This is a genomic window from Roseovarius sp. THAF8 (genome assembly GCF_009363735.1).
Lineage (GTDB): Bacteria > Pseudomonadota > Alphaproteobacteria > Rhodobacterales > Rhodobacteraceae > Roseovarius.
This window is the reverse complement of the sequence record NZ_CP045410.1, coordinates 660,961-684,463: the sequence shown is the minus strand read 5'-3', so window position 1 is coordinate 684,463 and position 23,503 is coordinate 660,961. Positions and strand designations below refer to the sequence as shown.

General features: G+C 64.3%; 23 protein-coding genes and 1 tRNA gene. 18 read left to right on the top strand and 6 right to left on the bottom strand.

Translation table 11 applies throughout. The annotated features are described in order from the left end of the window. Nucleotides 1-70: 70 nt before the first annotated feature. Nucleotides 71-1,615, top strand: coding sequence for an NAD(P)H-hydrate dehydratase (locus tag FIU85_RS03315; RefSeq protein WP_152495843.1), 1,545 nt, complete (start codon nt 71-73; stop codon nt 1,613-1,615). Between the two features lie 63 nt (nt 1,616-1,678). Here the strand turns inward: FIU85_RS03315 and FIU85_RS03310 are convergent, their stop codons facing one another. Then, nucleotides 1,679-2,176: a Hint domain-containing protein gene (locus FIU85_RS03310; RefSeq protein WP_152495842.1), complete on the bottom strand. Its 498-nt coding sequence runs from the start codon at nt 2,174-2,176 to the stop codon at nt 1,679-1,681. Between the two features lie 163 nt (nt 2,177-2,339). Here FIU85_RS03310 and FIU85_RS03305 point away from each other — a divergent pair. The 6 genes from FIU85_RS03305 to FIU85_RS03280 all read left to right on the top strand — a co-directional run bounded on the left by FIU85_RS03305 (nt 2,340) and on the right by FIU85_RS03280 (nt 8,450). Then, nucleotides 2,340-2,424 (top strand) — tRNA-Leu (locus FIU85_RS03305). Nucleotides 2,425-2,566: 142 nt separating this feature from the next. Continuing rightward, a complete protein-coding gene (locus FIU85_RS03300; RefSeq protein ID WP_152495841.1) occupies nt 2,567-3,019 on the top strand; it encodes a hypothetical protein in 453 nt (150 codons plus the stop codon). An 11-nt stretch (nt 3,020-3,030) separates the two neighbouring features. Continuing rightward, nucleotides 3,031-3,600, top strand: a complete 570-nt coding sequence (locus FIU85_RS03295) for a hypothetical protein (RefSeq protein WP_152495840.1) — start codon at nt 3,031-3,033, stop codon at nt 3,598-3,600. Further along, nucleotides 3,600-4,229: an SCO family protein gene (locus FIU85_RS03290; RefSeq protein ID WP_152495839.1), complete on the top strand. Its 630-nt coding sequence runs from the start codon at nt 3,600-3,602 to the stop codon at nt 4,227-4,229. The genes FIU85_RS03295 and FIU85_RS03290 overlap by 1 nt, the downstream gene beginning before the upstream one ends. A 144-nt stretch (nt 4,230-4,373) precedes the next feature. Beyond that, complete coding sequence (tig, locus tag FIU85_RS03285; protein WP_152492096.1) at nt 4,374-5,702, top strand: trigger factor; 1,329 nt, start codon at nt 4,374-4,376, stop codon at nt 5,700-5,702. Between the two features lie 246 nt (nt 5,703-5,948). Then, entirely contained in the window at nt 5,949-8,450 is a 2,502-nt protein-coding gene (locus FIU85_RS03280) for a DUF4214 domain-containing protein (protein WP_152495838.1), read from the top strand. A 520-nt stretch (nt 8,451-8,970) separates the two neighbouring features. Here FIU85_RS03280 and rplI read toward each other — a convergent pair. Genes rplI through rpsF form a run of 3 tightly spaced genes read right to left on the bottom strand, consistent with a single transcriptional unit; the run spans nt 8,971 to nt 10,238 of the window. After that, a complete protein-coding gene (rplI, locus tag FIU85_RS03275; RefSeq protein ID WP_152495837.1) occupies nt 8,971-9,615 on the bottom strand; it encodes a 50S ribosomal protein L9 in 645 nt (214 codons plus the stop codon). Nucleotides 9,616-9,627: 12 nt separating this feature from the next. Next, nucleotides 9,628-9,855 carry a 30S ribosomal protein S18 gene (gene rpsR / locus FIU85_RS03270; RefSeq protein WP_093029287.1) on the bottom strand — a complete coding sequence of 76 codons (228 nt, stop codon included), beginning with the start codon at nt 9,853-9,855 and terminating at the stop codon, nt 9,628-9,630. A gap of 26 nt (nt 9,856-9,881) precedes the next feature. Further along, entirely contained in the window at nt 9,882-10,238 is a 357-nt protein-coding gene (gene rpsF / locus FIU85_RS03265) for a 30S ribosomal protein S6 (protein ID WP_152495836.1), read from the bottom strand. A gap of 257 nt (nt 10,239-10,495) precedes the next feature. On the opposite strand from rpsF, the gene FIU85_RS03260 reads away from it, so the two are divergent. Continuing rightward, a complete protein-coding gene (locus FIU85_RS03260) occupies nt 10,496-10,981 on the top strand; it encodes a hypothetical protein (RefSeq protein ID WP_152492100.1) in 486 nt (161 codons plus the stop codon). A gap of 132 nt (nt 10,982-11,113) precedes the next feature. Then, entirely contained in the window at nt 11,114-11,692 is a 579-nt protein-coding gene (locus FIU85_RS03255; RefSeq protein WP_152495835.1) for a YceI family protein, read from the top strand. Nucleotides 11,693-11,807: 115 nt separating this feature from the next. Here the strand turns inward: FIU85_RS03255 and FIU85_RS03250 are convergent, their stop codons facing one another. Continuing rightward, entirely contained in the window at nt 11,808-13,091 is a 1,284-nt protein-coding gene (locus tag FIU85_RS03250; RefSeq protein WP_152495834.1) for a cytochrome b/b6 domain-containing protein, read from the bottom strand. A 175-nt stretch (nt 13,092-13,266) separates the two neighbouring features. Between FIU85_RS03250 and fabD the strand changes: the two genes are divergently transcribed. From fabD to FIU85_RS03210, 8 genes are all read left to right on the top strand, one after another. After that, nucleotides 13,267-14,211 (top strand): ACP S-malonyltransferase, encoded by a 945-nt coding sequence (gene fabD, locus FIU85_RS03245; protein ID WP_152495833.1) that lies wholly within the window; start codon nt 13,267-13,269, stop codon nt 14,209-14,211. A gap of 81 nt (nt 14,212-14,292) precedes the next feature. Then, nucleotides 14,293-15,030, top strand: coding sequence for a 3-oxoacyl-[acyl-carrier-protein] reductase (gene fabG / locus FIU85_RS03240; RefSeq protein ID WP_152495832.1), 738 nt, complete (start codon nt 14,293-14,295; stop codon nt 15,028-15,030). A gap of 229 nt (nt 15,031-15,259) precedes the next feature. Further along, nucleotides 15,260-15,493: an acyl carrier protein gene (locus tag FIU85_RS03235; protein ID WP_057794165.1), complete on the top strand. Its 234-nt coding sequence runs from the start codon at nt 15,260-15,262 to the stop codon at nt 15,491-15,493. Nucleotides 15,494-15,684: 191 nt separating this feature from the next. Then, nucleotides 15,685-16,428, top strand: coding sequence for a 1-(5-phosphoribosyl)-5-[(5-phosphoribosylamino)methylideneamino] imidazole-4-carboxamide isomerase (locus FIU85_RS03230; RefSeq protein WP_152492105.1), 744 nt, complete (start codon nt 15,685-15,687; stop codon nt 16,426-16,428). Between the two features lie 121 nt (nt 16,429-16,549). Then, nucleotides 16,550-17,809 carry a beta-ketoacyl-ACP synthase II gene (gene fabF, locus FIU85_RS03225; protein ID WP_152495831.1) on the top strand — a complete coding sequence of 420 codons (1,260 nt, stop codon included), beginning with the start codon at nt 16,550-16,552 and terminating at the stop codon, nt 17,807-17,809. Continuing rightward, complete coding sequence (mltG, locus tag FIU85_RS03220) at nt 17,809-18,978, top strand: endolytic transglycosylase MltG (protein WP_152495830.1); 1,170 nt, start codon at nt 17,809-17,811, stop codon at nt 18,976-18,978. Before fabF ends, mltG begins: the two co-directional genes overlap by 1 nt. A gap of 158 nt (nt 18,979-19,136) precedes the next feature. Continuing rightward, on the top strand, nt 19,137-19,487 hold the full coding sequence (locus tag FIU85_RS03215; protein WP_152492108.1) for a hypothetical protein: 351 nt from the start codon (nt 19,137-19,139) through the stop codon (nt 19,485-19,487). Further along, a complete protein-coding gene (locus FIU85_RS03210) occupies nt 19,387-21,852 on the top strand; it encodes a glycoside hydrolase TIM-barrel-like domain-containing protein (RefSeq protein WP_216648903.1) in 2,466 nt (821 codons plus the stop codon). The genes FIU85_RS03215 and FIU85_RS03210 overlap by 101 nt, the downstream gene beginning before the upstream one ends. Before the next feature lie 10 nt (nt 21,853-21,862). Here FIU85_RS03210 and FIU85_RS03205 read toward each other — a convergent pair whose 3' ends face one another. Further along, entirely contained in the window at nt 21,863-22,201 is a 339-nt protein-coding gene (locus FIU85_RS03205) for a TraR/DksA C4-type zinc finger protein (protein ID WP_152495828.1), read from the bottom strand. Nucleotides 22,202-22,286: 85 nt separating this feature from the next. Between FIU85_RS03205 and cysE the strand changes: the two genes are divergently transcribed. Beyond that, on the top strand, nt 22,287-23,093 hold the full coding sequence (gene cysE / locus FIU85_RS03200) for a serine O-acetyltransferase (RefSeq protein WP_152492111.1): 807 nt from the start codon (nt 22,287-22,289) through the stop codon (nt 23,091-23,093). Nucleotides 23,094-23,503: the final 410 nt, after the last annotated feature.

The following is a 23,503-nucleotide window of genomic DNA, read 5'->3' as shown; positions in this document are numbered from 1 at the left end:
AAATTTGCGTGATTAAAATTTAGGCAGAATGCCTGAATTTTGTGCTCAAATGAATCGAAGTGAGGCGGGAATGACCGAATTGCTGACAGCGGCCCAGATGCGGGCCGTCGAAGAGGCCGCCATGGCGTCCGGCGAGGTGACCGGGCTGGAGCTGATGGAGCGCGCCGGACGCGGCGTGGTCGAGGCGGTGTTCGAGGAATGGCCCGACCTGGCCGCGACGTCGCACCGGGCGGTGGTTCTGTGCGGGCCGGGGAATAACGGTGGCGACGGGTTCGTGGTGGCGCGGCTGTTGAAGGACTGCGGCTGGGATGTTGCGGTGTTTCTCTACGGCGATCCGGTCAAGCTGCCGCCGGATGCGCGAGTGAACTACGAACGGTGGTCGGAGGTGGGGGCGGTTGGCGACATGAGCCGTGACATCGCGCATGGGGCAACACCTGACCTGTTCGTGGATGCCGTGTTCGGAACAGGGCTTTCGCGCCCGGTGGAGGGAAAGCTTGCGCAGGTCCTGGCGGCGTTCGATGGATTTCGTGCAGTAAGGCATGTTCGAACCGTGGCGGTGGACATGCCGTCGGGCCTGTGCGCCGACAGCGGTCGCGCGATGGGCACCTTTGCGACCGCCGATTTGACGGTAAGTTTTCACGACGCCAAGCTGGGCCATTACCTGTCGCGCGGGCCACACCAATCGGGGAAGCTGAGGGTCAAGGGCATCGGGTTGGAGCCGGGGGCGGGCGCCGAGGGCGTGGTGCGTCTGGTCGAGAGGCCTTGCAGCGGTCATCTGGAGAAGCGCGCGGAACGACACAAATACGGCCACGGTCACGCGTTGGTCCTGTCGGGCGGCGCGGGGCGCACCGGGGCCGCACGATTGGCAGCGCGCGGGGCGCTGCGGATCGGGGCGGGGCTGGTGACGCTGGGGGTGCCGCCCTCCGCGCAGATGGAAGCGGCCTGCCAGGTGACGTCGATCATGCTGGCCCGGGTCGAGGGCGGCGACGGGCTGGCGGACGTCCTGCAGGATGTGCGTTTGAGCGCGGTCTGCCTGGGGCCGGGCCTGGGCGTGGAGCGGGCGCGGGAGCTGGTGCCCGTCGCGTTGGGGCGTGGCGGGGTGGAGCCCCGCCCGATGGTCTTGGATGCGGATGCGCTGACGGCATTTGCCGAAGCGCCGGACGAGCTGTTCGGGATGCTGCACGCGGCGTGCGTGCTGACGCCGCATGGGGGCGAGTTTGCGCGGCTTTTTCCCGATATCGCCGAGCGGTTGAACGCGACCCCGGTGAAAGGCCCGGCCTATTCCAAGGTGGACGCGACGTGGGACGCCGCGGCGCGGGCCGGCTGCGTGGTGCTGTTCAAGGGCGCGGACACCGTGATCGCCGCGCCGGACGGGCGGTGCAGCATCAATTCCGCGCAGTACGACCGTGCGGCGCCGTGGCTTGCGACGGCCGGGGCGGGAGACGTGCTGGCCGGCTTCATCGCGGGGCTTCTGGCGCGGGGTGTGGAGCCGATGCAGGCGGCGGAGGCCGCGGCCTGGCTGCACGTGGACTGCGCGCGCAGTTTCGGCGCCGGCCTGATCGCGGAGGATTTGCCGGAGGAACTGCCCAGGGTGCTGCGGGACGGGGTCGGCTGAGAGGTCCCGGGTCAGGCCCGGGACACGTGAGGGACAGGCCTGGGACGGCCGGTGACAGAGGGGTTAGGCCGCTTGGGACAGCGCCGCGATATCGGCCGTGCTGGCGACTTCGAGCCCGTCGACATAGAGCACGTGTGGCGTGTCGAACTCGAGGGTGAAGAGCGTCATGTCAGCCTCGCCCTCGTCGGTGATGAATTCGCCGTCGACCAGTCGCGACACCGCGGCCACGGCCCGTTTCGCGCCGAACATCGCCTCGGCCCGCCAGTCGCGGATCAGCAGCAGTTGCCCCGCGGGCAAGAGCACGTCGCGCACCGGGCGCGTGTGGCCCAGCGAGCCGGCCTGCACGCGGATGGCGCGTGTCCGCAGGGTGGCCGACGCCACGCCCCGCAGCACCGCCATGCCGGTGTCGCGCGTGATCACGCGGTCGCCGGGCCGAAGATCCTCGATCGCTTTCTCGCCGTCCAATGTCATGACGATGGCACCTGCGGCAAAGCCGCTGGCCTGCACTCTGGCTCCGGACGGGTTGATCCCGCCTGTGCCCCCGACCGTTTTCGGTTCCATGGGCTATCTCGCTCTGTTTTCTGCCTCAGATTGTTGGACAGCTTACGTTAACATTTTGCAAATGTCGCGCTTTTTGTTGAGGTTCGGGGACGATTCAGGGCGCGTGTTGCCCGACACTTTCCCCTCGCATCCCTTCACGGGCTTTGCTAAGACCCGGCTCGATGCGGGTGTGGCGGAATTGGTAGACGCACCAGATTTAGGTTCTGGCGCCGCAAGGCGTGGGGGTTCAAGTCCCTTCACCCGCACCATTCCCCCATGAAATGAGCGTCACGCACAAGCGCGGCGCGTGTCTTCACCAAGTCTTTCCGAAAATGTGATTGGACGCGTGATCGGCTCCCGGGGCTTAATCGGCGTGTTCAGGGATCAAGTCATTTCGCGGAGGATCATGGGATGAAGCGATTTTGGGTGAGTGTGGCGCTGGCTTGTTCGGCCCCGGTCTCGGCAATTGCCGCCGAGGGCGAAAGGGTCGAGGTCAGGGGCGAGATCATCGACACCTGGTGCTATTATTCCGGCGTCATGGGCGGGCCCGACGCGGTGGTCGGCACGGCGCATCACACCTGCGCGCTGTGGTGCTCAGCCGGGGGCATCCCCGTGGGACTCCTGGGCGAGGATGGCGAAGTCTACATGGTTCTCAAGATCGAGGGCGACGACGCCTCGGCGAGTGGGGACACCCAGCTGCGGCTGGCGAGCCACGAGGTGACGGCGGACGGCATGCTTTACCGTCGTGACGGGCTGAATTACCTGGTGGTCGAGGAGGTGGTTACGGATCACGGCATCACCAACCTGAGCCACGACGTCTATGGCCCGGTGCCGGGCTTTGCCATCCCCGAGCCGGCGGAATGAGGAGTGTGACCATGAAACGGATTGCCATGACAACGGCCGCGCTTTGCCTGGGCCTGTCCGCGGCGGCGCAGGATTTCTCGGAAGGCTCCGAGGCGAAGACCTGGAACCTCGCCGCCGAGAAACCGGCGCGGTTCGAGGCGACGGTGGTGGACATGCTGTGCGAATTGACCGGCGACTGCGCCGAGAATTGCGGCGGGGGCAAGCGGCAGCTGGGGCTCTTGCGGTCGGTCGACGGTGTGCTGGTCTATCCGAACAAGAACAATCAGCCCGCCTTTACCGGCGCGGCGCTGGAACTGGCGCCCTATTGCGGCGTGACGGTCGAGGTGGACGGGCTGATGATCGAGGACCCGGAGCTGGGGGCCACGAATATCTACCTTGTGCAGAAGATCCGCGAGGTCGGCGAAAGCGAATGGGTCACCGCCAACAACTGGACGAAGAAATGGGCCGAGGCGCATCCGGATGCCGGGGGGAAGCGGCCGTGGTTCCGGCGCGATCCGCGGGTGAACGGCATGATCGAGGACAGCGGGTACCTGGGGCTGGGGCTGGAGGCGGACGCGGCCTTTATCGAGGAGTGGTTCTGATGCGGGCCAGGCTGGCTGCCGCGGCGTTTCTGCTGGCGGCTGCGGCGCAGGCCCATGACGGCGAGGACCACGGGCAGGGCGCGAAGGCTTTGCCCGACGACCGGCTGGCGGCGGCGCTGAAGGAGGCGCCGGTCGCGCTGCCGTGGGAGGTTGGCGGGCCGTTCGAACTGGTCGACCACACCGGACGGGTGCGGACGCAGGCCGATCCCGAGGGTCGGCATCAGCTCTTGTTCTTCGGCTATGCCAACTGTCCGGGGATCTGCAGCGCGGCGCTGCCGCTCATGGCGGACGCGGTGGCGGAACTGGAGGCGGACGGCGTCGAGACGGCGGCACTGGTGGTGACGATCAACCCCGAACTGGACACGGTCGAGACGATGGGGCCGTCGCTGGCGAAGGTGTCGGACGATTTGCTGGGCCTGACCGGCACGCCCGAGGCGCTGGGTGTGGCCTATGAGGCGTTCCGGGTGGAGTTCGAGCACCTGTTCGACGACCCCGAGCACGGGCCGATCTACAGTCACGGCAGTTTCATCTACCTGCTGGACCCCGCTGGCGAGGTGCTGACGCAGGTGCCGCCCGTGCTGCCACCAGAGCAGGTGAGTGCGATCGTGCGGAAATACGTGGGAGGGTGAGAGGTCCCGGATCAAGTCCGGGACTGGGTCTTGGCCAGCAGCCCAAGACTCCGCTTGCACGCCCCAGCCACCATCAATAGATAGCCGGAGTGATTTTGACCGCCGCGGACGCCTCCGCGGCCTTTTTGCAATGGAAGGACGAACATGCAGGTCACAGAGACGCTCAATGAAGGGCTGAAACGCGGCTACACGATGAAATTGTCGGCCAAGGAGCTGGACGACAAGGTCATGGACAAGCTGAAAGAAGCGCAACCCGATGTCGAGATGAAAGGGTTCCGCAAGGGCAAGGTGCCGCTGCCGCTGCTGAAAAAGCAGTTCGGTGAGCGTGTCATGGGCGAGGCCATGCAGGAAGCCGTCGACGGCGCCATGAGCCAGCACTTCGAGGACAAGGGCGAGCGCCCCGCGGCCGAGCCGGCCGTCAAGATGGTCAACGAGGACTGGAAGCCGGGTGACGATGTCGAGGTCGAGATGACCTACGAGGCGCTGCCGGACATCCCCGAGGTGGACCTCAGCAAGGTGAAGGCCGAGAAGCTGGTCGTGAAGGCTGGTGACGCAGAGGTCGACGAGGCGCTGCAGAACCTGGCGTCCAGCGCGCAGGACTTCAAGGACCGCAAGAAAGGCACCAAGGCCAAGGACGGCGACCAGGTCACGATCGATTTCGTGGGCCGTGTCGACGGCGAGGCCTTCGAGGGTGGCAGCGCGGAGGATTATCCGCTGACGCTCGGCTCCAACAGCTTCATCCCCGGGTTCGAGGAACAGCTGGTCGGCGTGAAGGTCGACGAGGAGAAGGTGGTCAAGGTCAGCTTCCCCGACGAATACCAGGCGCCGCACCTGGCGGGCAAGGATGCCGAGTTCACCTGCACCGTGAAGGCGGTGAAGGAGCCGGTGGCCGCCGAGATCGACGACGCGCTGGCCGAGAAGTTCGGGGCAGAGAGCCTGGATGCGCTTAAAGAGCAGATCGCCGAGCGGCTGGAAGCCGAGTATGCCGGTGCCGCCCGCGCGGTGATGAAGCGTGGCATCCTCGATCAGCTGGACGGGCTGGTCAGTTTCGAGCTGCCGCCGAGCATGGTGGAAGCCGAGGCGAACCAGATCGCGCACCAGCTGTGGCACGAGGAAAACCCCGACGTCGAAGGCCACGATCACCCCGAGATCGAGCCGACGGACGAGCACAAGACACTGGCCGAGCGCCGCGTGCGTCTGGGCCTGTTGCTGGCCGACCTGGGCCAGAAGGCCGAGGTGCAGGTTACCGACCAGGAAATGACGCAGGCCGTCATGGAGCAGGCGCGGCAATATCCGGGGCAGGAGCGCGAATTCTTCGAGTTCGTGCAGAAGAACCCGCAGATGCGCCAGCAGTTGCGCGCGCCGATCTTCGAGGACAAGGTCATCGACCACATCGCCAGCGAGGCCGAGATCACCGAGAAAGAGGTGTCCAAGGACGAGCTGGAGAAAGAGGTCGAGAAGCTGGAAGACTGACGTCTGCCGGTTTGAGGGATAGGGAAGGGCCGTCCGGTGGGGCGGCCCTTTTGTTTCTGGGGCAGGCGAGGGGTCTGTTAGCGATGGCCGCTTCGAGCCCATATTGACGGATGCTGTAGGCTGCGCGACGGTCTGCTGTAACCGACCTACGCCATAGCGTGCTAGTCTATCCCAATGAGCGGGTACGCATGTTTCTAGTCTCGTCAGAATAGGGTAACGGAAAGTTTCTTGAATTAAGGAGTTCAGATGTCCCTATTTGATCTACCCGGAAATCCCATGATTGTAAGCGTGACCGGTACGCTTTATGCCCAAGCCGCTTCGCCGTCGACTGGGATCGACAACAGGGTGCACGGAAACACGATGCACTTCTCGCCAGATGGGAAAATTCTCTATTTCACGACATCCTGGACCGAGGTTTTCGGCGGTGAGGCGGACCGCATGACCGTTGCTGCAATCAATCTTGACACGGGAAAAAGCCGTGACGTTACACCGGGAATTGACTTGGGATCCCTGCGTAATGAGTTTTATGCGCAATTCTACATCGTAGGCGATCGCTCCATTGACGATTTCCAAATTAATGATGAGGGACAGGTGGTTGCGGTTGCCGGTGGCTCAATCATCACAGAAAGCTATGGTTACCCGATCCCAGTCCACATCGACGATGGCATTTATGTGCCCGGCGCTTCTGGCTGGCTGAATATCAGCGGCGGCCCCTTGCAAGGCGAAGCGTCATATGGGCCGAGCGATGATTCCGTGCTCGTGTCGCATAACAGAGTTTCAGACAGCGTTTACTTTGTGCGCGATCTGGACGGCTCTGATGCGACACAAGACCAGTATCCCAATGGTCCGTTTCTGTGGACATCTGCCAACGGGGCGCAACCAGTCCCCTTACCCGGTGGGTACGAGCGATTATTGCATGTGTCAGATGACGCCCGATATCTTTTTGTTGCACCGGAGTCCGAGGCAACCAGTCAGAACGTTATCCGCTATGATACCGCGACACAGCAAAGCGAAACCCTGGCAAGAGATGCCGGATGGTCGGGTGCCGGCAGTGTTTCCGAGCAAGGCGTGAACGACGTCATTGCAAGCAGCGACAACAATTTGTTTGTTCTGTTCACAAGTTCTGGAAGAGCCACAGAAGAAGTCCTGTCTACCAATTATTCTGCCGACGGCTCCAGTCAGTTGTATTTGCGTGACATGCAAACGGATGATGTGACGTGGGTGAGCGACGCAGAATACGTTGGGTCGTCAGGCGGTTTTTACGACGCGTTCACAGGCGGCATATCACAGGATGGGCGCTTCGTCATTTACCAAGATTTGGAAGGGCACGTTGTCCAGCGGGATATGTATTCCGGTACGCGTCATATCGTTTCGTCGGATGAAAATGGCCTTCTCATACCTGGTGCGAGTTCAGCCACGCTTTCAGCTGACGGGCGTTTTGTCGCTTGGCAATCCTCAAAGTCTTTTGTGCCGAATGACCGTGTCGTCAGTGGCCCAGATCCAGATATTTCCGGCATAAACAACCTATTTAGCGAAACCCTTTTTCTAACCGATCTCAAGGCCAGGGGTGTTTGGGATCAGATCCGGTTGACCGCAGATGCAGAGAACAACATCGTCGGCAGCCGGTACGACGATGTGCTCGTCGGCAATGCGGCTGGTAATGTTCTGGAAGGTTCTTGGGGGGACGACACTCTGCTGGGCGATGGCTATTCGACCGGCGATAACCCTGATGAAGCCGCCCAGATCGCACGGCTGTACCTCGCTGCTCTGGACCGTATGCCCGACGCGACGGACCGCGCCAACTGGGGGGAAAAGATGCTGACCGGGCGAGATAGCATCAAAGATATGGCTGTTGCGATCGTCAACAGCCCCGATTTCACAAACACCTACGGCGCTCTCAACAATGATGCCTTTGTGGATTTGCTCTACCGCAACGTGCTCGAACGTGAAGCTGATCAGGCCGGTTCAGCTCATTGGGTTGGGCAACTGGATGCGGGCGCCAGTCGAGCGAAAGTCATCCTTGGTTTCAGTGAATCGATTGAGTTCAAAACCAACACAAAGGCCGCAACGACCACATTTTTGGCAGAGACCGATCCGCAACTTTTGTTCGATGATGTCTTCCGGCTATATCACGCCACTTTGGGTCGTGATCCAGACGTAGCGGGCTTGAAGGATTGGACATTCCGTTTGGCAGGCGACACCGACTATACTGATATTGTTGCTGGCTTTATCAACAGTCCAGAGTTCCTGGCCAAGTATGGAGGGACCAGTGACAACGATTTCGTCAATCTGCTTTATCTGAACGTATTGGGCCGCCCTGCGGATCCCGACGGGGCGGCTGATTGGCTAGGCAGGCTGGCAGAAGGCCAAAGCAGAGCTGATATTGTTGAAGGGTTTGCGCAAAGCCAGGAATTCACGGCTAGTAGCGTACCCGGCCTTCTGGCGTGGTTGCAGGAGATTGGCCCGGACGATGTGCTTGTTTCTGGCCAAGGGGCCGATATCATGACTGGCGGCCTTCTTAGCGATGTCTTTGTTTTTGATCTTAATTCGGACACCGGAAACCGAGTACTGGATTTTGAGGAGTGGGATATTCTCAGGTTGGAGGGTTTCGGCTATGCATCAAACACCGAGGCGCTTGCGCATATGACACAAACTGGAGCGGATGTGATATTTTCGGAGCAGGGTGTAAGCTTTGTGATTGAAGAATTCACAGTCGCACAGTTAACGGATGTCGTGTTGGAGATATAAAACAACGAATCCTACACGCCCCCCAGCACTGCAATGCCGACATTGAAAAACTGCGGCGAATGGCAGTTCCGTCCGCACTGCCGACCTTGCAAACGAAGCACCCGCGCAGAATCAAGGTGCAGCTTGCTGCACCGCCGCGCATCGCGCCAGAGGCGTGTCACTTTATATGCGCGCCTTTGGCGCGACGGGCCGCCTCACCGGCACGGCGATTTGGTGAGGCCGGGTGCGCCGCTTGGAGGTTTTGCGGAGTTGGCGGGAATGAAGTGCTGTAGAACCGTCGTTGAATCGCCGTGCCGCGGCCCGTCGCGCCGGAGGCGCGCATATTAAATCACGCGCCAATGGCGCGATGCGCGGCGACAACGAACCACCGTCAACTTCTTCCCTCACTGCCGACCCGTCCCGGACCTGATCCGGGATGATGCCCCGCTTTCGCCTCAGGGGCCGCGCAGAACCCGACCGTCGACGCAAAAGGCCGCCCACGCTAAGCGGGCGGCCCTAAATCGCGGCGATATGCCTGCGCTTACTTGTCTTCGCTCTCGTCGTCCGAGCCGGCGTCGTCCGACGCGGTCTCTTCCTCGACCGCTTCGGCGATGTGCTCGTCCTCGGAGGCGGCGGCGCCGATGTCGTCGAAAAGCTCGGCGATCTCGAAATCGGCGGCTTCCTCTTCCTCGGCGGCCACGTCCTGGATGGTGCGGCCAGACGCCTGAAGCTCGGCCTCTTCGGGCGAGCGGGCGACGTTGAGGACGATATGCGCCTCGACCTCGGGGTGCAGGTGCACCTCGACGTCATGCAGACCGAGCGTCTTGATCGGCTGACGGATCAGGACCTGCTTGCGGTCGACCGAGTAGCCTTCCTCGGTGGCGACGGCGGCGGCGTCACGGGTCGAGACCGAGCCGTAGAGGTTGCCGCCATCGGAGGCCTGGCGAATCACGATGAACTTCTGTCCGTCGAGACGGGCCGCCAGGGCCTCGGCCTCTTTCTTGGAGTCCAGATTGCGCGCCTCGAGTTGTGCCTTCTGCTCTTCGAAGGAGGCGATGTTCTCTTTCGAGGCGGTCAGCGCCTTGCCTTGCAGCAGCAGGTAGTTTCGGGCGAAGCCGGGCTTCACCTCGACCACATCGCCCATCTGGCCCAGCTTGGCCACGCGTTCGAGAAGGATGACTTGCATGGGTCTTTCTCCTTATTTCACGGCGTAGGGCAGCAGGGCGAGGAAGCGGGCGCGCTTAATGGCGCGGGCCAGTTCACGCTGCTTCTTGGCCGAGACGGCGGTGATACGGGAGGGCACGATCTTGCCACGCTCGGAAATGTAGCGTTGCAGCAGCTTGGTGTCCTTGTAGTCGATCTTGGGTGCATCGTCGCCCGAGAAGGGGCAGACCTTGCGGCGACGGAAAAACGGTTTTGCAGCCATGGGTTAGTGTCCTTTCTTCAAGCCGATCAGGGGCGACGTTCGCGGCGGTCGCCACGCTCGTCACGTTTCTGCATCTGGACCGAGGGGCCTTCCTCGTGTTCGTCGACCCGGACGGTCAGAACGCGCATCACGTCCTCGTGCAGGCGCATCAGGCGTTCCATTTCCTGCACGGCTTCCGACGGGGCGTCGGTGCGCAGGAAGGCATAGTGGCCCTTGCGGTTCTTGTTGATCTTGTAGGCCATCGTCTTGACGCCCCAGTACTCGGATTCGACGATCGTGCCGCCGTTATCCGTGATCACGGTGCTGAAATGTTCGACAAGGCCTTCGGCTTGCGTGTTGGACAAGTCCTGACGCGAGATAAAAACATGCTCGTAGAGCGGCATGTGGATTCCACTTCTGTCTGGGCGCATTTCAAAGGCGGGCCTTGGATCCTTTCGCGGCCCGTCCACGAGAGACTGCGCGGTTCGATATACGTGCGAAAGGAAGTGGGCGTATACGACGCATCCCTGCGCTTGGCAAGGGGCGTTGGCCGCCGCGAAATTGCCCGCGCTCTGCCCTGATGCAGCCGAGGGTCTGCCGCATTTTGGTCGCGATTGCTGCGCAGGCTGGCCTTGACACCGAACCGGGCAAGGACAGGCCTATGACACATGCACTCGACGCGCGCTTTCAGAGCACCAGAACGGCAGACGACAGCGCGGTGGCCGATGCCCCCGAAGGCGCGGCGCGCCGGGCGCTGACCGCATTCGCCGGGGCGGCGCTCTGCATGTCGGCGGGGGGGCTGTGGCTGATGCCGTCCGAGGATGCGGCTATGCAGCTGATCAAGCTTCTGGCCTCGGTCGTGTTGCTGCTGGGCGGGCTGATCCTGTTCAACGGCCTGAACCGCGAGGCGCCCGGGCCGGAGGTGCAGATCGACCCGGTGAAGCGCCAGCTGCGGGTCTATGAATACGACGCCAAGGGCCGTTCGACCCTGAAAACCTGCCACGACATCGACGCGCTGCAGGAGCTTTCCGTCAACCGGCGCAAGTTGCGGGCGCGCGATGCGTCCGGCGTGCTGGTGCTGGAAATGCCGCTCGGCTCGGACGAGGAAGCCAGCGCCATCCGCAGTGCGATGCCGCGCTCCAGCTGACACGGTGTGCGCCCGCGCGGGGCGGAGCTGTTCATCGCTCCACACGAAATGTTCAATTCTTGCGCCTTGCGTGATGCGTCAAATGCATCATCTTCCGTCGGGATATTCAACGCACCACGGAAGGAGCACTTCATGAAATCCATCGCATTCGCGACCTCGATGGCCCTTGCGGGCCTCGGCACCGCCGCACTGGCCGCGCCGGAGCAATACAACCTGGACCCCAGCCACAGCCAGGTGGTGTTCACCTACGAGCACCTGGGCTTTTCGACCACCTACAACGTTTTCACGGGGTTCGAGGGCGAGATCATGTTCGATCAGGAAGACCCGGCGAATTCCAGCGTCTCGGTCTCGATCCCTGTGATGTCGATGTATACCGGCTGGGAAAAGCGGCTGGAGCACTTCATGGGCGATGACTTTTTCGGTGCGGAAGAGGGCGACATGATCACGTTTACCTCGACCGGCATCGAGGTGACCGGCGACACGACCGCCGAGATCACCGGCGACCTGACGATGAATGGCGTGACCAAATCGGTCGTGCTGGACGCTGAACTGAACAAGGCCGATGCGCACCCGATGCAGGAAAAGCAGTGGGCGGGGTTCGATGCCACGACAACTCTGATGCGCTCGGATTACGGGCTGGACTATGCCGCGCCGGCGGTCAGCGACGAGGTTCAGGTGATGATCTCGATCGAGGCCGAGAAGGCGGAATAAGCCTGCAGGTCATTCCAGTACGGTCAAGGCCCGCATCCGAGGATGCGGGCCTTTTTCATGCGTGCGGGTGGTGGGGGAGGTCCCGGGTCAAGCCCGGGACGGGGGGTGACTTGGCCTAGCGTTCGGCGGTCAGATCGAAGCGGATCTCGACCGAGGCGCCGACATTGCCTTCACTTTGTCCGCCGACGCCGAAATCGCGCCGGTCCACGGTCAGCCCGCCCGAGGCAGTGGCGGTGTCGCCGTCGATGGTGAGATCAAAAGGCATCTCGACCGGAACGGAATTGCCCTTTATCGTCAGCGTCCCGGTGGCGACATGCCCGGCGTCGCGCGATACAATTTCGGCAGAGAAGGTGGCCGTGGGATGGTCTTCGGCAGCGAGGTAGTCGGAGCCCTTGGCGTCGCTGGTCACCGAGCCCAGCGTGAGCGAGGCGATGGTGACGGTCACGTCGACAATGCCGTGTTTGCCGTCGCTGTCGGCGGTCTCGTCATAGACGATGTCGGCGGTCCAGTCCTCGAATTGGCCCGTCACCTCGGAGCCCATCTGGACCACTGTCAGGCCAAGCGTGCCGTCGGTGACGGTCCAGGCGTTCTCGGCGGTCCCGGCTGGGGCGGTGGTGTCGGCGCTTTCGGTCTCTGCGCCGGCGGTCTTGGCGGCCGGTTCGGCGGTGTCGGCCCCGGCGCTCTGCGCGGGTTCGGTTTCGTGCGGGAAATAGCCCGATGCGCTCCCCATGCCCAGGGCGGCGGCCCAGATCACCAGCGCGGCGACGGCGGGAAGGACATGCCCCGGCTGACGCACCGTCGGCTCCGCCGTGGTGCGACCCGGCAGCATCCGGCGCAGGGTGGCGTCGCGGTCGATCACGTGGTGTTTCAGGGCCCCGGCGACATGGGCGGCGAGGCTGATCCACAGCACCCAGTTCAGGATATAGTGCAGGGAGGCGAAGGTATGAGCCAGGCTGTCATTCTTGGGCACGAAGGGCAGCGATTGCCCGAACGGCCACCAGATGGGCGCGAAGCCGGTGGTGGCCGCATGGTGGATCCAGCCGGTCAGCGGCACGGCCACCAGAGAGCCGTAGAGCAGCCAGTGCACCGTTTCGGCGGCCCGTGCCTCGACCGGCTTGTCGCCATTCAGCAGGCCGGGCTTGGTCTGGCCCATGGCCCAGAGGCTGCGCAGCACGGCCACGAAGAAGACCGTGACGCCGATGGTCTTGTGCAGCGAGAACAGGAAGGCCGCGCGCGAGACGTCGGCGTCGGTGGTGGCGATGTCCGGGTTGCGGACCGCATGGGCGAGGTCGTTGGCGATAAGACCGAGCGGGATGGCCGAGAGAATCAGTAGCGCGGTCAGCCAGTGGAAGGTCTTGGTAACGGCACCGTAACGGTCGTGCGCATTGGCGAGGGGCATGGTGATGGCTCTGCTTTGGCGGAAAGTTCGTCTGCAATCTAGCCGAGCGCGGGGCAGGGGCAATGATAGCCTGCGCACAGCGGACGTGCGGCAGGGTCGGTTTTTCGGCCCGCGTCATTGCACCGCCCGACGCGTCACGCTATCCGGGTGCGATGAATGGGAGGGTTCACGCATCATGAGCAAGGCATTCGTATTTCCCGGGCAGGGTGCGCAGACGGTCGGGATGGGCAAGGCGCTGGCCGACGCCTATCCGGGCGCAAAGGCGGTGTTCGATGAGGTCGACGAGGCATTGGGCGAGAAGTTGAGCGATCTGATCTGGGAGGGCGATCAGGAGACGCTGACACTCACGCAGAACGCGCAGCCGGCGCTGATGGCCACGTCGCTGGCCGCGATGCGGGCGCTGGAGGCCGAGGGCGTGAGCATCGAGGCCGCGTCGCTGGTGGCGGGGCATTCGCTGGGCGAATATTCCGCGCTGGCCGCGGCCGGGGCGCTGAGCGTCAGCGATTGCGCGCGTCTCTTGCGCACGCGGGGCCGGGCGATGCAGGCCGCCGTGCCTGTGGGCGAAGGCGCAATGGCCGCGATCCTGGGGCTGGATTTCGCCACCGTGAGCGAGGTGGCCCAAGCCGCCGCCGCGAATGGCGGCGTGGTGCAGGCCGCTAATGACAACGATCCGGCGCAGGTCGTGGTCTCGGGCGACGCCGCCGCGGTGGAAAAAGCGGTGGAGCTGGCCAAGGAAAAGGGCGCCAAGCGGGCGATGCTGCTGCCGGTCAGTGCGCCGTTCCATTCCGCGCTGATGGCGCCTGCCGCCGATGCGATGGCCGCCGCCCTGTCGGAGGTCACGATCAAGGCGCCGCGCGTGCCTGTGGTCGCCAACGTGACGGCCGGCGCGGTGCAAGATCCGGCCCAGATACGCGAGCTGTTGGTCAAGCAGGTGACGGGATCGGTGCGCTGGCGCGAGTCGGTTGAATACATGGGCGCGCAAGGTGTCGACGATATCTGGGAAATCGGCGCGGGCAAGGCGCTCATTGGCATGGTCCGCCGGATCAACCGCGACATCGCCACCCGTGCGGTCGGCACGCCCGAGGACTTGACAGCGGCCGCGGAGTCGATGGCCGGCTGAGCCGGGACCAAGAAAATGGGATATTCTTGTCAAATTTCTTTGTGAAAGAAATTTGGCGCCAGACGAGAAGGAACGAGACATATGTTCGACCTGACGGGAAAGACAGCGCTGGTGACCGGCGCATCGGGAGGCATCGGCGGAGAGATTGCCAAGGTGCTGCATAGTGCAGGGGCAACGGTGGGCCTGTCGGGCACGCGGGTCGAGCCGCTGGAGGCGCTGGCGAGCGAGCTGGGCGAGCGGGCGCATGTGCTGCCCTGCAATCTGAGCGACCCAAAGGCGGTGGACGCGCTGCCGAAACAGGCCGCCGAGGCCATGGGCAGCGTCGACATCCTGGTGAACAACGCGGGGATCACCCGCGACCAGATCTTCATGCGCATGTCCGACGAGGAATGGCAGAGCGTTATCGACGTGAACCTGACCGCTACCATGCGCCTCTGCCGGGGCGTGATGCGTCCGATGATGAAGGCGCGCTGGGGGCGGATCATCAACATCAGTTCGATCGTGGGCGCGACGGGCAACCCCGGCCAGGTGAACTATGCCGCCTCTAAGGCCGGGATGGTGGGTATGACCAAGTCCATCGCCTATGAGGTGGCCAGCCGCGGGATCACCGCCAACGCGGTCGCGCCGGGCTTTATCGCGACGGCGATGACCGAGAAGCTGAGCGACGATCAGAAGGACAAGATCAACGCGCAGATTCCCGCCGCCCGCATGGGCACGCCAGAGGAAATCGCCGCGGCCGTGCTCTATCTTGCCAGCCCGGAGGCGGGGTATGTCACGGGGGCCACGCTGCACGTGAACGGCGGCATGGCGATGCTCTGACGCGCCGCCGCGCCGTTACGAAACAAGGGCAGGGGAATCCATTTGCCAATCGCGCCGCATATGCTATAGGCGGCGCAGTTTACGCTGGGGTAATACTGTATTACTCCGCAAATGCCCGTTATACGGGTCATGCAAGCCGCCCGATACAGGGGCATACTTAGCCGCTTGTCCGGTCGGGCGGGGGCACATAAAACGGGCGAATGACCCGGCTGAAGATGAGGAACGAAACATGAGCGATATCGCAGACCGCGTAAAGAAGATCGTGGTGGAACACCTGGGCGTCGAAGAGGACAAGGTCACCGAGAACGCCTCTTTCATTGACGACCTGGGCGCGGACAGCCTGGACACGGTCGAACTGGTCATGGCGTTCGAAGAGGAATTCGGCATCGAGATCCCCGATGACGCGGCCGAGAACATCCAGACCTTCGGCGATGCGGTGAAGTTCATCAAGGAAGCGTCGTAAGCCGCGACGAGCGACAGATTTCAGGAAAGGCCCCGCCGCGATGGCGGGGTCTTTTCGTTTGCGGGTTAGAAAACTTCGGGAACAGACTGTATCATGCCGATTTGAGACCAGCGTGCCCGGGCCGCCGGTCTAAACAGGGCCGGAGCCTGTACACAAGGCGGGACCCGCCCGAATCAGAAGGTGACTGACGCATGATCATCTACCCCACCATCGAACTGCACAAAGGCAAATGCGTGTCGCTGACGCGCGGTCGTCTCGAAGAACCCGTCATCTGGCATGTCGACCCTGTCGAGACCGCGAAATCCTTCGTGGCGTCGGGCGCGTCGTGGATGCATGTCACCGACATCGACGCCCTGGCGGGGCAAGGCGACAACAGCGCGCTGATCGAGCAGATCATCCGCACGGTCGGCATTCCGGTGCAGGTCGGCGGCGGTTTCCGGTCGCGCGACAGCGTCACGAAATGGATCGACAAGGGCGCGGGCCGTATCGTCGTCGGCACCATGGCCGCCTATGACCCCGACACGCTGCGCGAACTGGCAAAGTTCCATCCCGACCAGATCGTGCTGGCTGTCGATATCTTCCAGGGCTCGGTCATGACGGAAGGGTGGCGCACGAAAAGCGCGTTCACGCCAGAAAGCTATATCGCGGCGTTCGACGACGCGCCGCTGGCCGGTATCATCCTGACCGATATCGACGCCGATATCGAGGACAGCGACGGCACGCTGGGGGTGATCAGCGGGCTTGCCGGGCTGACCCGGCACTCCGTCATCGCGCGCGGCACGGTGCGCAGCGTCGATGACGTGTCGCGCCTGAAATACGTGCCCAACATCTCGGGCACGATGATCGGCCGGGCGCTTCTGTCGCGCGACGTGTCGCTGCAAGAGGCGCTGGAGGTGGCGCAGGGCGAGCGCGAGCCGGTCGCCGCGTTCCAGTAAGCCGAAGCCCGGGTTCGAAAAAGGGGGCGCGGAAGGCCGCGCCCCCTTGTCGTTGGCCTTGCCCCCGGTGGCCAAGGCGCGGTATGGACACCGACGAAGGTAGGACAAGAGGGCAGGTATCATGCGTCGAGTGGTCGTGACAGGTCTGGGTCTTGTGACCCCGCTGGCATCTGGCGTGGAGGAGAGCTGGCGCCGCATTCTGGATGGCAAGTCCGGGGCGGGCACCATCACCCGGTTCGACCCTGTGAACGTGGCCACGAAATACGCCTGCGAAGTGCCGCTGGGCGATGGCAGCGACGGCACGTTCAACTCGGACGATTACATGGAGCCGAAAGAGCGCCGGAAGGTGGATGATTTCATCCTCTACGGCGTGGCGGCGGCGGAACAGGCGGTGCGCGATGCGGACTGGCTGCCCGAGGACGAGGAAAGCCGCCTGCGCACCGGCGTGATGATCGGCTCCGGCATCGGCGGGTTGCGCTCGATCGAGGAAACGACGCTGCTGATCCGCGACCGTGGCGTGCGGCGGGTGTCGCCGTTCTTTATCCCGGGCGCGCTGATCAACCTGATCAGCGGCCAGGTCAGCATCCGCTACGGCTTCAAGGGGCCGAACCACGCGGTGGTGACGGCCTGTTCCACGGGCGCCCACGCCATCGGTGACGCGTCGCGGCTCATTCAGCATGGCGATGCCGACGTGATGATCGCGGGCGGCGCCGAGGCGGCGATTTGCGAGATCGGCATCGCGGGGTTCAACGCCTGCAAGGCGCTTTCCACCAAGCGCGCCGATGACCCGCAGGCGGCCAGCCGGCCGTATGATGCGGATCGCGACGGGTTCGTGATGGGCGAGGGCGCCGGCATGGTGGTGCTGGAGGAATACGAGCACGCCAAGGCGCGCGGCGCCAAGATCTATGCCGAGGTGCTGGGCTATGGCCTGTCGGGCGATGCCTATCACATCACCGCGCCCGCAGAGGACGGCGATGGCGGCTTCCGCGCCATGCAGGGCGCGCTGCGCAATGCGGGCATCGCGCCGGCGGATGTGGATTACATCAACGCCCACGGCACCAGCACCATGGCCGACACGATCGAGTTGAAGGCGGTGGAGAAACTGCTGGGCGACGCGGCCTCGACGGCGACGATGAGTTCGACCAAATCCTCGACCGGGCACCTTCTGGGCGCGGCGGGGGCGATCGAGGGCATCTTCTCGATCCTCGCAATCCGTGACCAGGTGGCACCGCCCACCATCAACCTCGATACCCCGGCGGTGGACACCCCGCTGAACCTGGCGCCGAACGCCAAGCACGAGCGCGAGATCAAGGTGGCGATTTCCAACAGCTTCGGCTTTGGCGGCACCAATGCCTGTCTTTGCCTGGGGGCCGTGCGCTGATGTGGCGGCATATCGCGTCGAACTTCCTGACCTTCCTGGTGGTGATGATCTTCCTGCTGGGCGGGGTCATCCTGTGGGGGCAGAACCAGTACCAGGCCACCGGCCCGCTGGAAGATCCCATCTGCCTGCAGGTGCCGCGCGGCAGTTCCATGAGGGCCGTGTCCAGTGATCTGGCCGCGCAGGGCGCGATCACCAGTGAGCGGATTTTTCGCATCGGTACGGATTACGGTGAAAAGACCCAGTTGCTGAAAGCCGGAAGCTGGCTGATTCCCGAGGGGTCCAGCATGGACGAGATCGCCGATATCGTGACCCGCGGCGGGGCCAGCACCTGTGGCACCGAGGTGGTGTACCGGATCGGCGTCAACGCCAGCGAAGTCGAGGTTCGCGAACTGGACCCGGCCACGAACCGCTTTGTCGAGGTCGCGGCCTTCGATCCGCAGGCCGAGGAGGTCACGCCGCCCGCCGAGTTCACCGAGGTGCGTGAGCAGGCCGACACCCGCTACCGCGTGGCCGTCGCCGAAGGCGTGACCAGCTGGCAGGTGGTGAACGCGCTGGGGGCGGTCGACGCGCTGGACGGCGAGGTGGCAGCGGTGCCGCCCGAGGGCAGCCTTGCGCCGAACAGTTACGAGTTCAGCTTGGGCGACACCCGCGAGAGCGTCCTGACCCGGATGCGCGAGGCGCAGGACCTGATCCTGACCGAAGCCTGGCAGAACCGGGCGTCGGATATCGCCGTCGAGACCCCCGAGGAAGCGTTGATCCTTGCCTCGATCATCGAAAAGGAAACCGGCGTGCCCACCGAGCGCGGGCAGGTGGCCAGCGTCTTCACCAACCGCCTTCTGCAAGGGATGCGCCTGCAGACCGACCCGACCGTGATCTATGGCATCACGAATGGCGAGGGCGTGCTGGGCCGCGGCCTGCGCCAGAGCGAGCTGCGCGCCGAGACGCCTTATAACACCTATGTCATCGACGGATTGCCGCCCACGCCCATCGCCAACCCGGGCCGTGCCAGCATCGAGGCGGCGGTAAACCCGGAAGACACGGATTACGTGTTCTTCGTGGCCCGTACGCTGGACCCGCGCGACGGCCACCTCTTCGCCGAAACGCTGGAAGAGCATAATCGCAACGTCGCGGCCTATCGCGCGCTGGAGGCGGAGCGCGCCAATCAGTAGGCCAAAGCTGGCGGCAGGCGCGGCACCGCACGGTGCTGCGACGACTGTTTAACCGAGATCTCTGAAACTGCAGGCGACCCGTGGCATGACCATCGGTCGCCTGTTTGCTTTGAGAGACACTTTTTCCGCGATGCAAGAACTTCGAGGTACCGGCCCGCATGCCACTGATCACGCACGATCGGACCCCTTCCAACGTGACGCTGTCCATAGATGCGCTCGAGGCGCAACTGGCGGACATGCGCGCGGATCTGGAGGCGCTCTATTCCCAGATCAGGGAAGGGAAGTTCGAGGACCTGAGAAACGCCACACGCGCCACGTCGGAGATCCGGCAGTGGCTGAGGATCGCGATAGAAGCGGAGACACAACTTGAAAAACGAAGAGAAAAAGAGCTTGGTGTCGCCGGTGCCTATGCCCTCGACCTCGATGAAGCCCGCGAAAGCATCGGATGTCGACTGGCTCGTCTCCGCAGGGCCCGAGACGCAGAAAGAGTTTCTGGACAGCCTGAGTGACGGCGAGATCCTGTCGCTGCCCTACCTGTTCGATTTCTGGGCGATGGACCACCAGCGCACGCCGGAAGGCGACTGGCGCGCTTGGGTCATCCTGGGCGGGCGTGGCGCGGGCAAGACGCGGGCGGGTGCCGAATGGGTGCGCAGCCAGGTCGAGGGCGCGCGCCCGCTGGATGCCGGGCATTGCCATCGCCTGGCGCTGGTGGGCGAGACCATCGACCAGGTCCGCGACGTGATGATCTTTGGCGAAAGCGGCATCCTGGCCTGCTCGCCCCCCGACCGCCGCCCGGTCTGGCAAGCCACGCGCAAACGGCTGATCTGGCCCAACGGGGCCACCGCACAGGTGTTCTCGGCGCATGACCCGGAAAGCCTGCGCGGGCCGCAATTCGACGGCGCCTGGGTGGACGAGTATGGCTGCGCCGCCGTGGACAAGGGCACCAACCAGCCCAACAAGTTCCTCGATCCTAAATCCTCCGAATCCACTCTGCCGCATTTCTCGGACGGGCGCCGCGACGAGTTGATCCAGCAGCAATACCTGCGCGCCTTCCTCGGCTACTGGAACGATCCCGACAACAATCCGCAATCGGATGTCTACGAGGGTGCGATGCTGGACATGGATCACGCCTATGCCTGGGCCTGGGACATGCGGCCCTATCCCTATTTCCCCAACAACCGCGGGCTCTGGAGCGATGGCGAGAACTACACCCGGGGCCATTGGCTGAACGGCCGCGTCTCCTCGCGTACGCTGTCGTCGGTGATCGACGAGATCTGCCTGCGTACCGGGCTGGAACATTGCGACACCTCCCGCGCCCACGGTCTGGTGCGCGGCTATACGATCGATCAGGTGTCCGAGGCCCGCGGCGCCCTGCAACCCTTGATGCTGCGCTATGGCGTCGACGCGGTGGATCGCGACGGGCGCCTGCATTTCGTGATGCGCGACGGTCAGAGCGACAGGCTGATCGACCTCGACACGCTGGTCCGCGACCCCGAGCGTGACGGCGTGCTGGAGGAAACCCGCGGTAGCACCGTGGAACTGGCGGGCCGCGTCCGCCTGCGGTTCGTCGAGGCCGACGGCGATTTCGAAGTCATCGCCGAAGAGGCGATCCTGCCCGATGACGCCACCCACGCCGTCTCGACCTCGGAATTTCCTCTGGCCATGACCCGCGCCGAAGGGCGTCAGACGGTGGAACGCTGGCTGTCCGAGGCGCGCGTGGCCACCGACACGGTCCAGCTGACCCTGCCGCCGTCGCAGCTGGACACCGGCGCGGGCGATGTCATCGCCTTGCCCGAAGGGCAGGGGCGCGGTCTCTTTCGCATCGACCGGATCGACCAGATGGCCGCCGCGCAGAAACTCGAAGCGGTGCGTATCGAACCCGAAAGCTATCGCCCCGCCGATTTCGCGGAGGAGGCTGTCACCCTGCGCCCCTTCGTGCCACCGTCCCCGGTCGCGCCGTTCTTCCTAGATCTGCCGCTGCTGACGGGCGAAGAGGTGCCGCACGCGCCGCACCTCGCGGTCACGGCCCGGCCATGGCCGGGATCGGTGGCGCTCTATGCGTCGGACGAGGATGCGAACTACACGCTGAATTCGCTGGTCACGGCCCGCACCCCCGTGGGCGTGCTCGAAACACCTCTGTTTCCCGCGGATCCGGGCCGCATCGACCGGGGTTCGGACCTTCAGGTGCGGATGCTGGCCGGCACGCTGCAAAGCATCAGCGACCTGGCGCTGCTGAACGGCGGCAACCTCTGCGCCATCGGCGACGGAACACCGGACGGGTGGGAGCTCATCCAGTTCCGCGAGGCCGAACTGGTGGACACAGACACGTACCTTCTGCGGCATCGTCTGCGCGGGCAGGTGGGCACCGAGCGCGCCGCGCCCTGGCCGGAGGGCAGCTACCTCGTGCGCCTCGATGGCACCGCCGAGCAGATCGACCTGGCCGAGGCCAAGCGCGGGCTGGCGCGCTACTATCGGATCGGCCCTGCGGGGCGTCCGGTGGACGATCCCAGCTTCAGCGCCGTGCGGCTGGCCTTCGATGGGCTGGGCCTGCGCCCGCTGTCCCCGGTGCACCTGCGGCTCGCGCCCGGCCAGGGGGGCGACCTGTCGCTCAACTGGATCCGGCGCACGCGGATCGACGGCGACCGCTGGGACACCGCCGAGGTGCCGCTGGGCGAGGAAAAGGAGGAATATGTCGTGCGCGTGGTCCAGTCAGACGCGGTGATCCGCGAGGTCACCGTCGCGGCGCCAACCTGGACCTACAGCGCCGCCGCGCAGGCCGCGGACGCGCTGAGCGGCCTTTACGAGTTGCAGGTGGCCCAGCTGTCGGCCCGCTTCGGGCCTGGGCGTTTTTCCCGCCTGACAGTGCCCGGCTGACGCGGCGACCTCAGCCCCGCGCGCAGTCCACGCAGCGCGTCGCGGCGGGGTCCAGACGCAGCCGGCCCGGGGCGATTTCCTCGCCGCAATCCTCGCAAGTGCCGTATTCGCCCTCGTCCATCCGGGCGAGGGCTGCCGCCAGCCGCGCCCGCTCTCCCGCGCGCCGCGCATCGGTGGCCTTGGCCATCGCCTGGTTCTGCAGCGCGTCCATCCGGCTCAGACGCCCCACAGATTGCTGGTCCAGCTCCACCGTCGCCTTGCCCGCCGCGCCGCGGGCATCCTCCTCGCTCAATTCCGCCAGCCGGGTCTTTATCAGCGCCCGGAAATCCTGTCGCTCTGCTTCATTCATTTTCGTGAACCCACCCATGACGCCTTTGCATTTTACGGATCGAGCATATCTGGTATAACCGATAGGCGCACCAAGGAGCATGCACATGGCCGAAACACATGCAAAGCTGGCAGAGCTTGACCCGGTCTGGGCCCGGATCAACACCGAGGCGACAACCGCGATCAAGGACGAGCCGCTCCTGGGCGGGTTAATCCATTCCTCGATCCTGCACCACAAGACGATCGAGGCCGCGCTGGCCTATCGCACGTCGATGAAGCTGGGCGCGGAAGAGATGCCCGAGCAGCTTTTGCGCGAGATCTGCGATATGGCCTATGCGGACGACCCAGAACTGGGGCAGGCCGCGCGCGCCGATATCGTCGCCGTCTACGACCGCGACCCGGCCTGCGACCGTTTCATCCTGCCGATGCTGTTCTTCAAGGGATTCCAGGCGATCCAGGCCTACCGCGTGGCGAACTGGCTGTGGCGGACCGACCGCCGCGACATGGCGCGTTTCTTCCAGATGCGCTGCTCCGAGGTCTTCGGCGTCGACATTCACCCCGCCGCCCGTATCGGCAAGGGCATCATGATCGACCACGCCCACTCCATCGTCATCGGCGAGACGGCGGTGGTGGGCGACAACGTCTCGATGCTGCACTCCGTTACGCTTGGCGGTACCGGCAAGGAAGAGGAAGACCGCCATCCCAAGATCGGCGACGGCGTCCTCATCGGGGCCGGGGCCAAGGTTCTGGGCAACATCAAGGTCGGCCATTGCAGCCGCATCGCCGCCGGTTCCGTGGTGTTGCAGGAGGTGCCGCCCTGCAAGACCGTCGCCGGCGTTCCGGCCAAGATCGTGGGCGAGGCGGGCTGCGATCAGCCTTCCGTGGCCATGGACCAGCTTCTGGGCGTGCGCTGAGGCGCGCCTTCGCCGGACCATCATGACTCTTGTTCCGACAGCGGCGCCCGGTGCGCCGCTGTTTTCGTGAGGTCGAGCGGCGCGGTCGGGCGCATCGCGCGCTGGGCTGTTGCGCCTTTCCCAGCAGCATGATCGCCGCATGGCCCCTTGGAACGCGTTGTACTCATCGTGAAAGGCCCCGCCAGCGACGCGCGCAACGGGCAATGAGCGATCCCGGAACATCTTGCCACCCTTTCGGGTAATACGTGAAGATGTGGCGCCACCCGGCGCGCAGAACTCAAGAAAGGGCATCTGCACCGGCGTGATGCAAAAGAGACGCACAAAAGGGGCTTCGGTGCCGCATCGCATGGTGCCCTCTGTCGACATCGCCACGACCGGACAGTAGACAGCCCGCCAAAGAGATCGAAAAC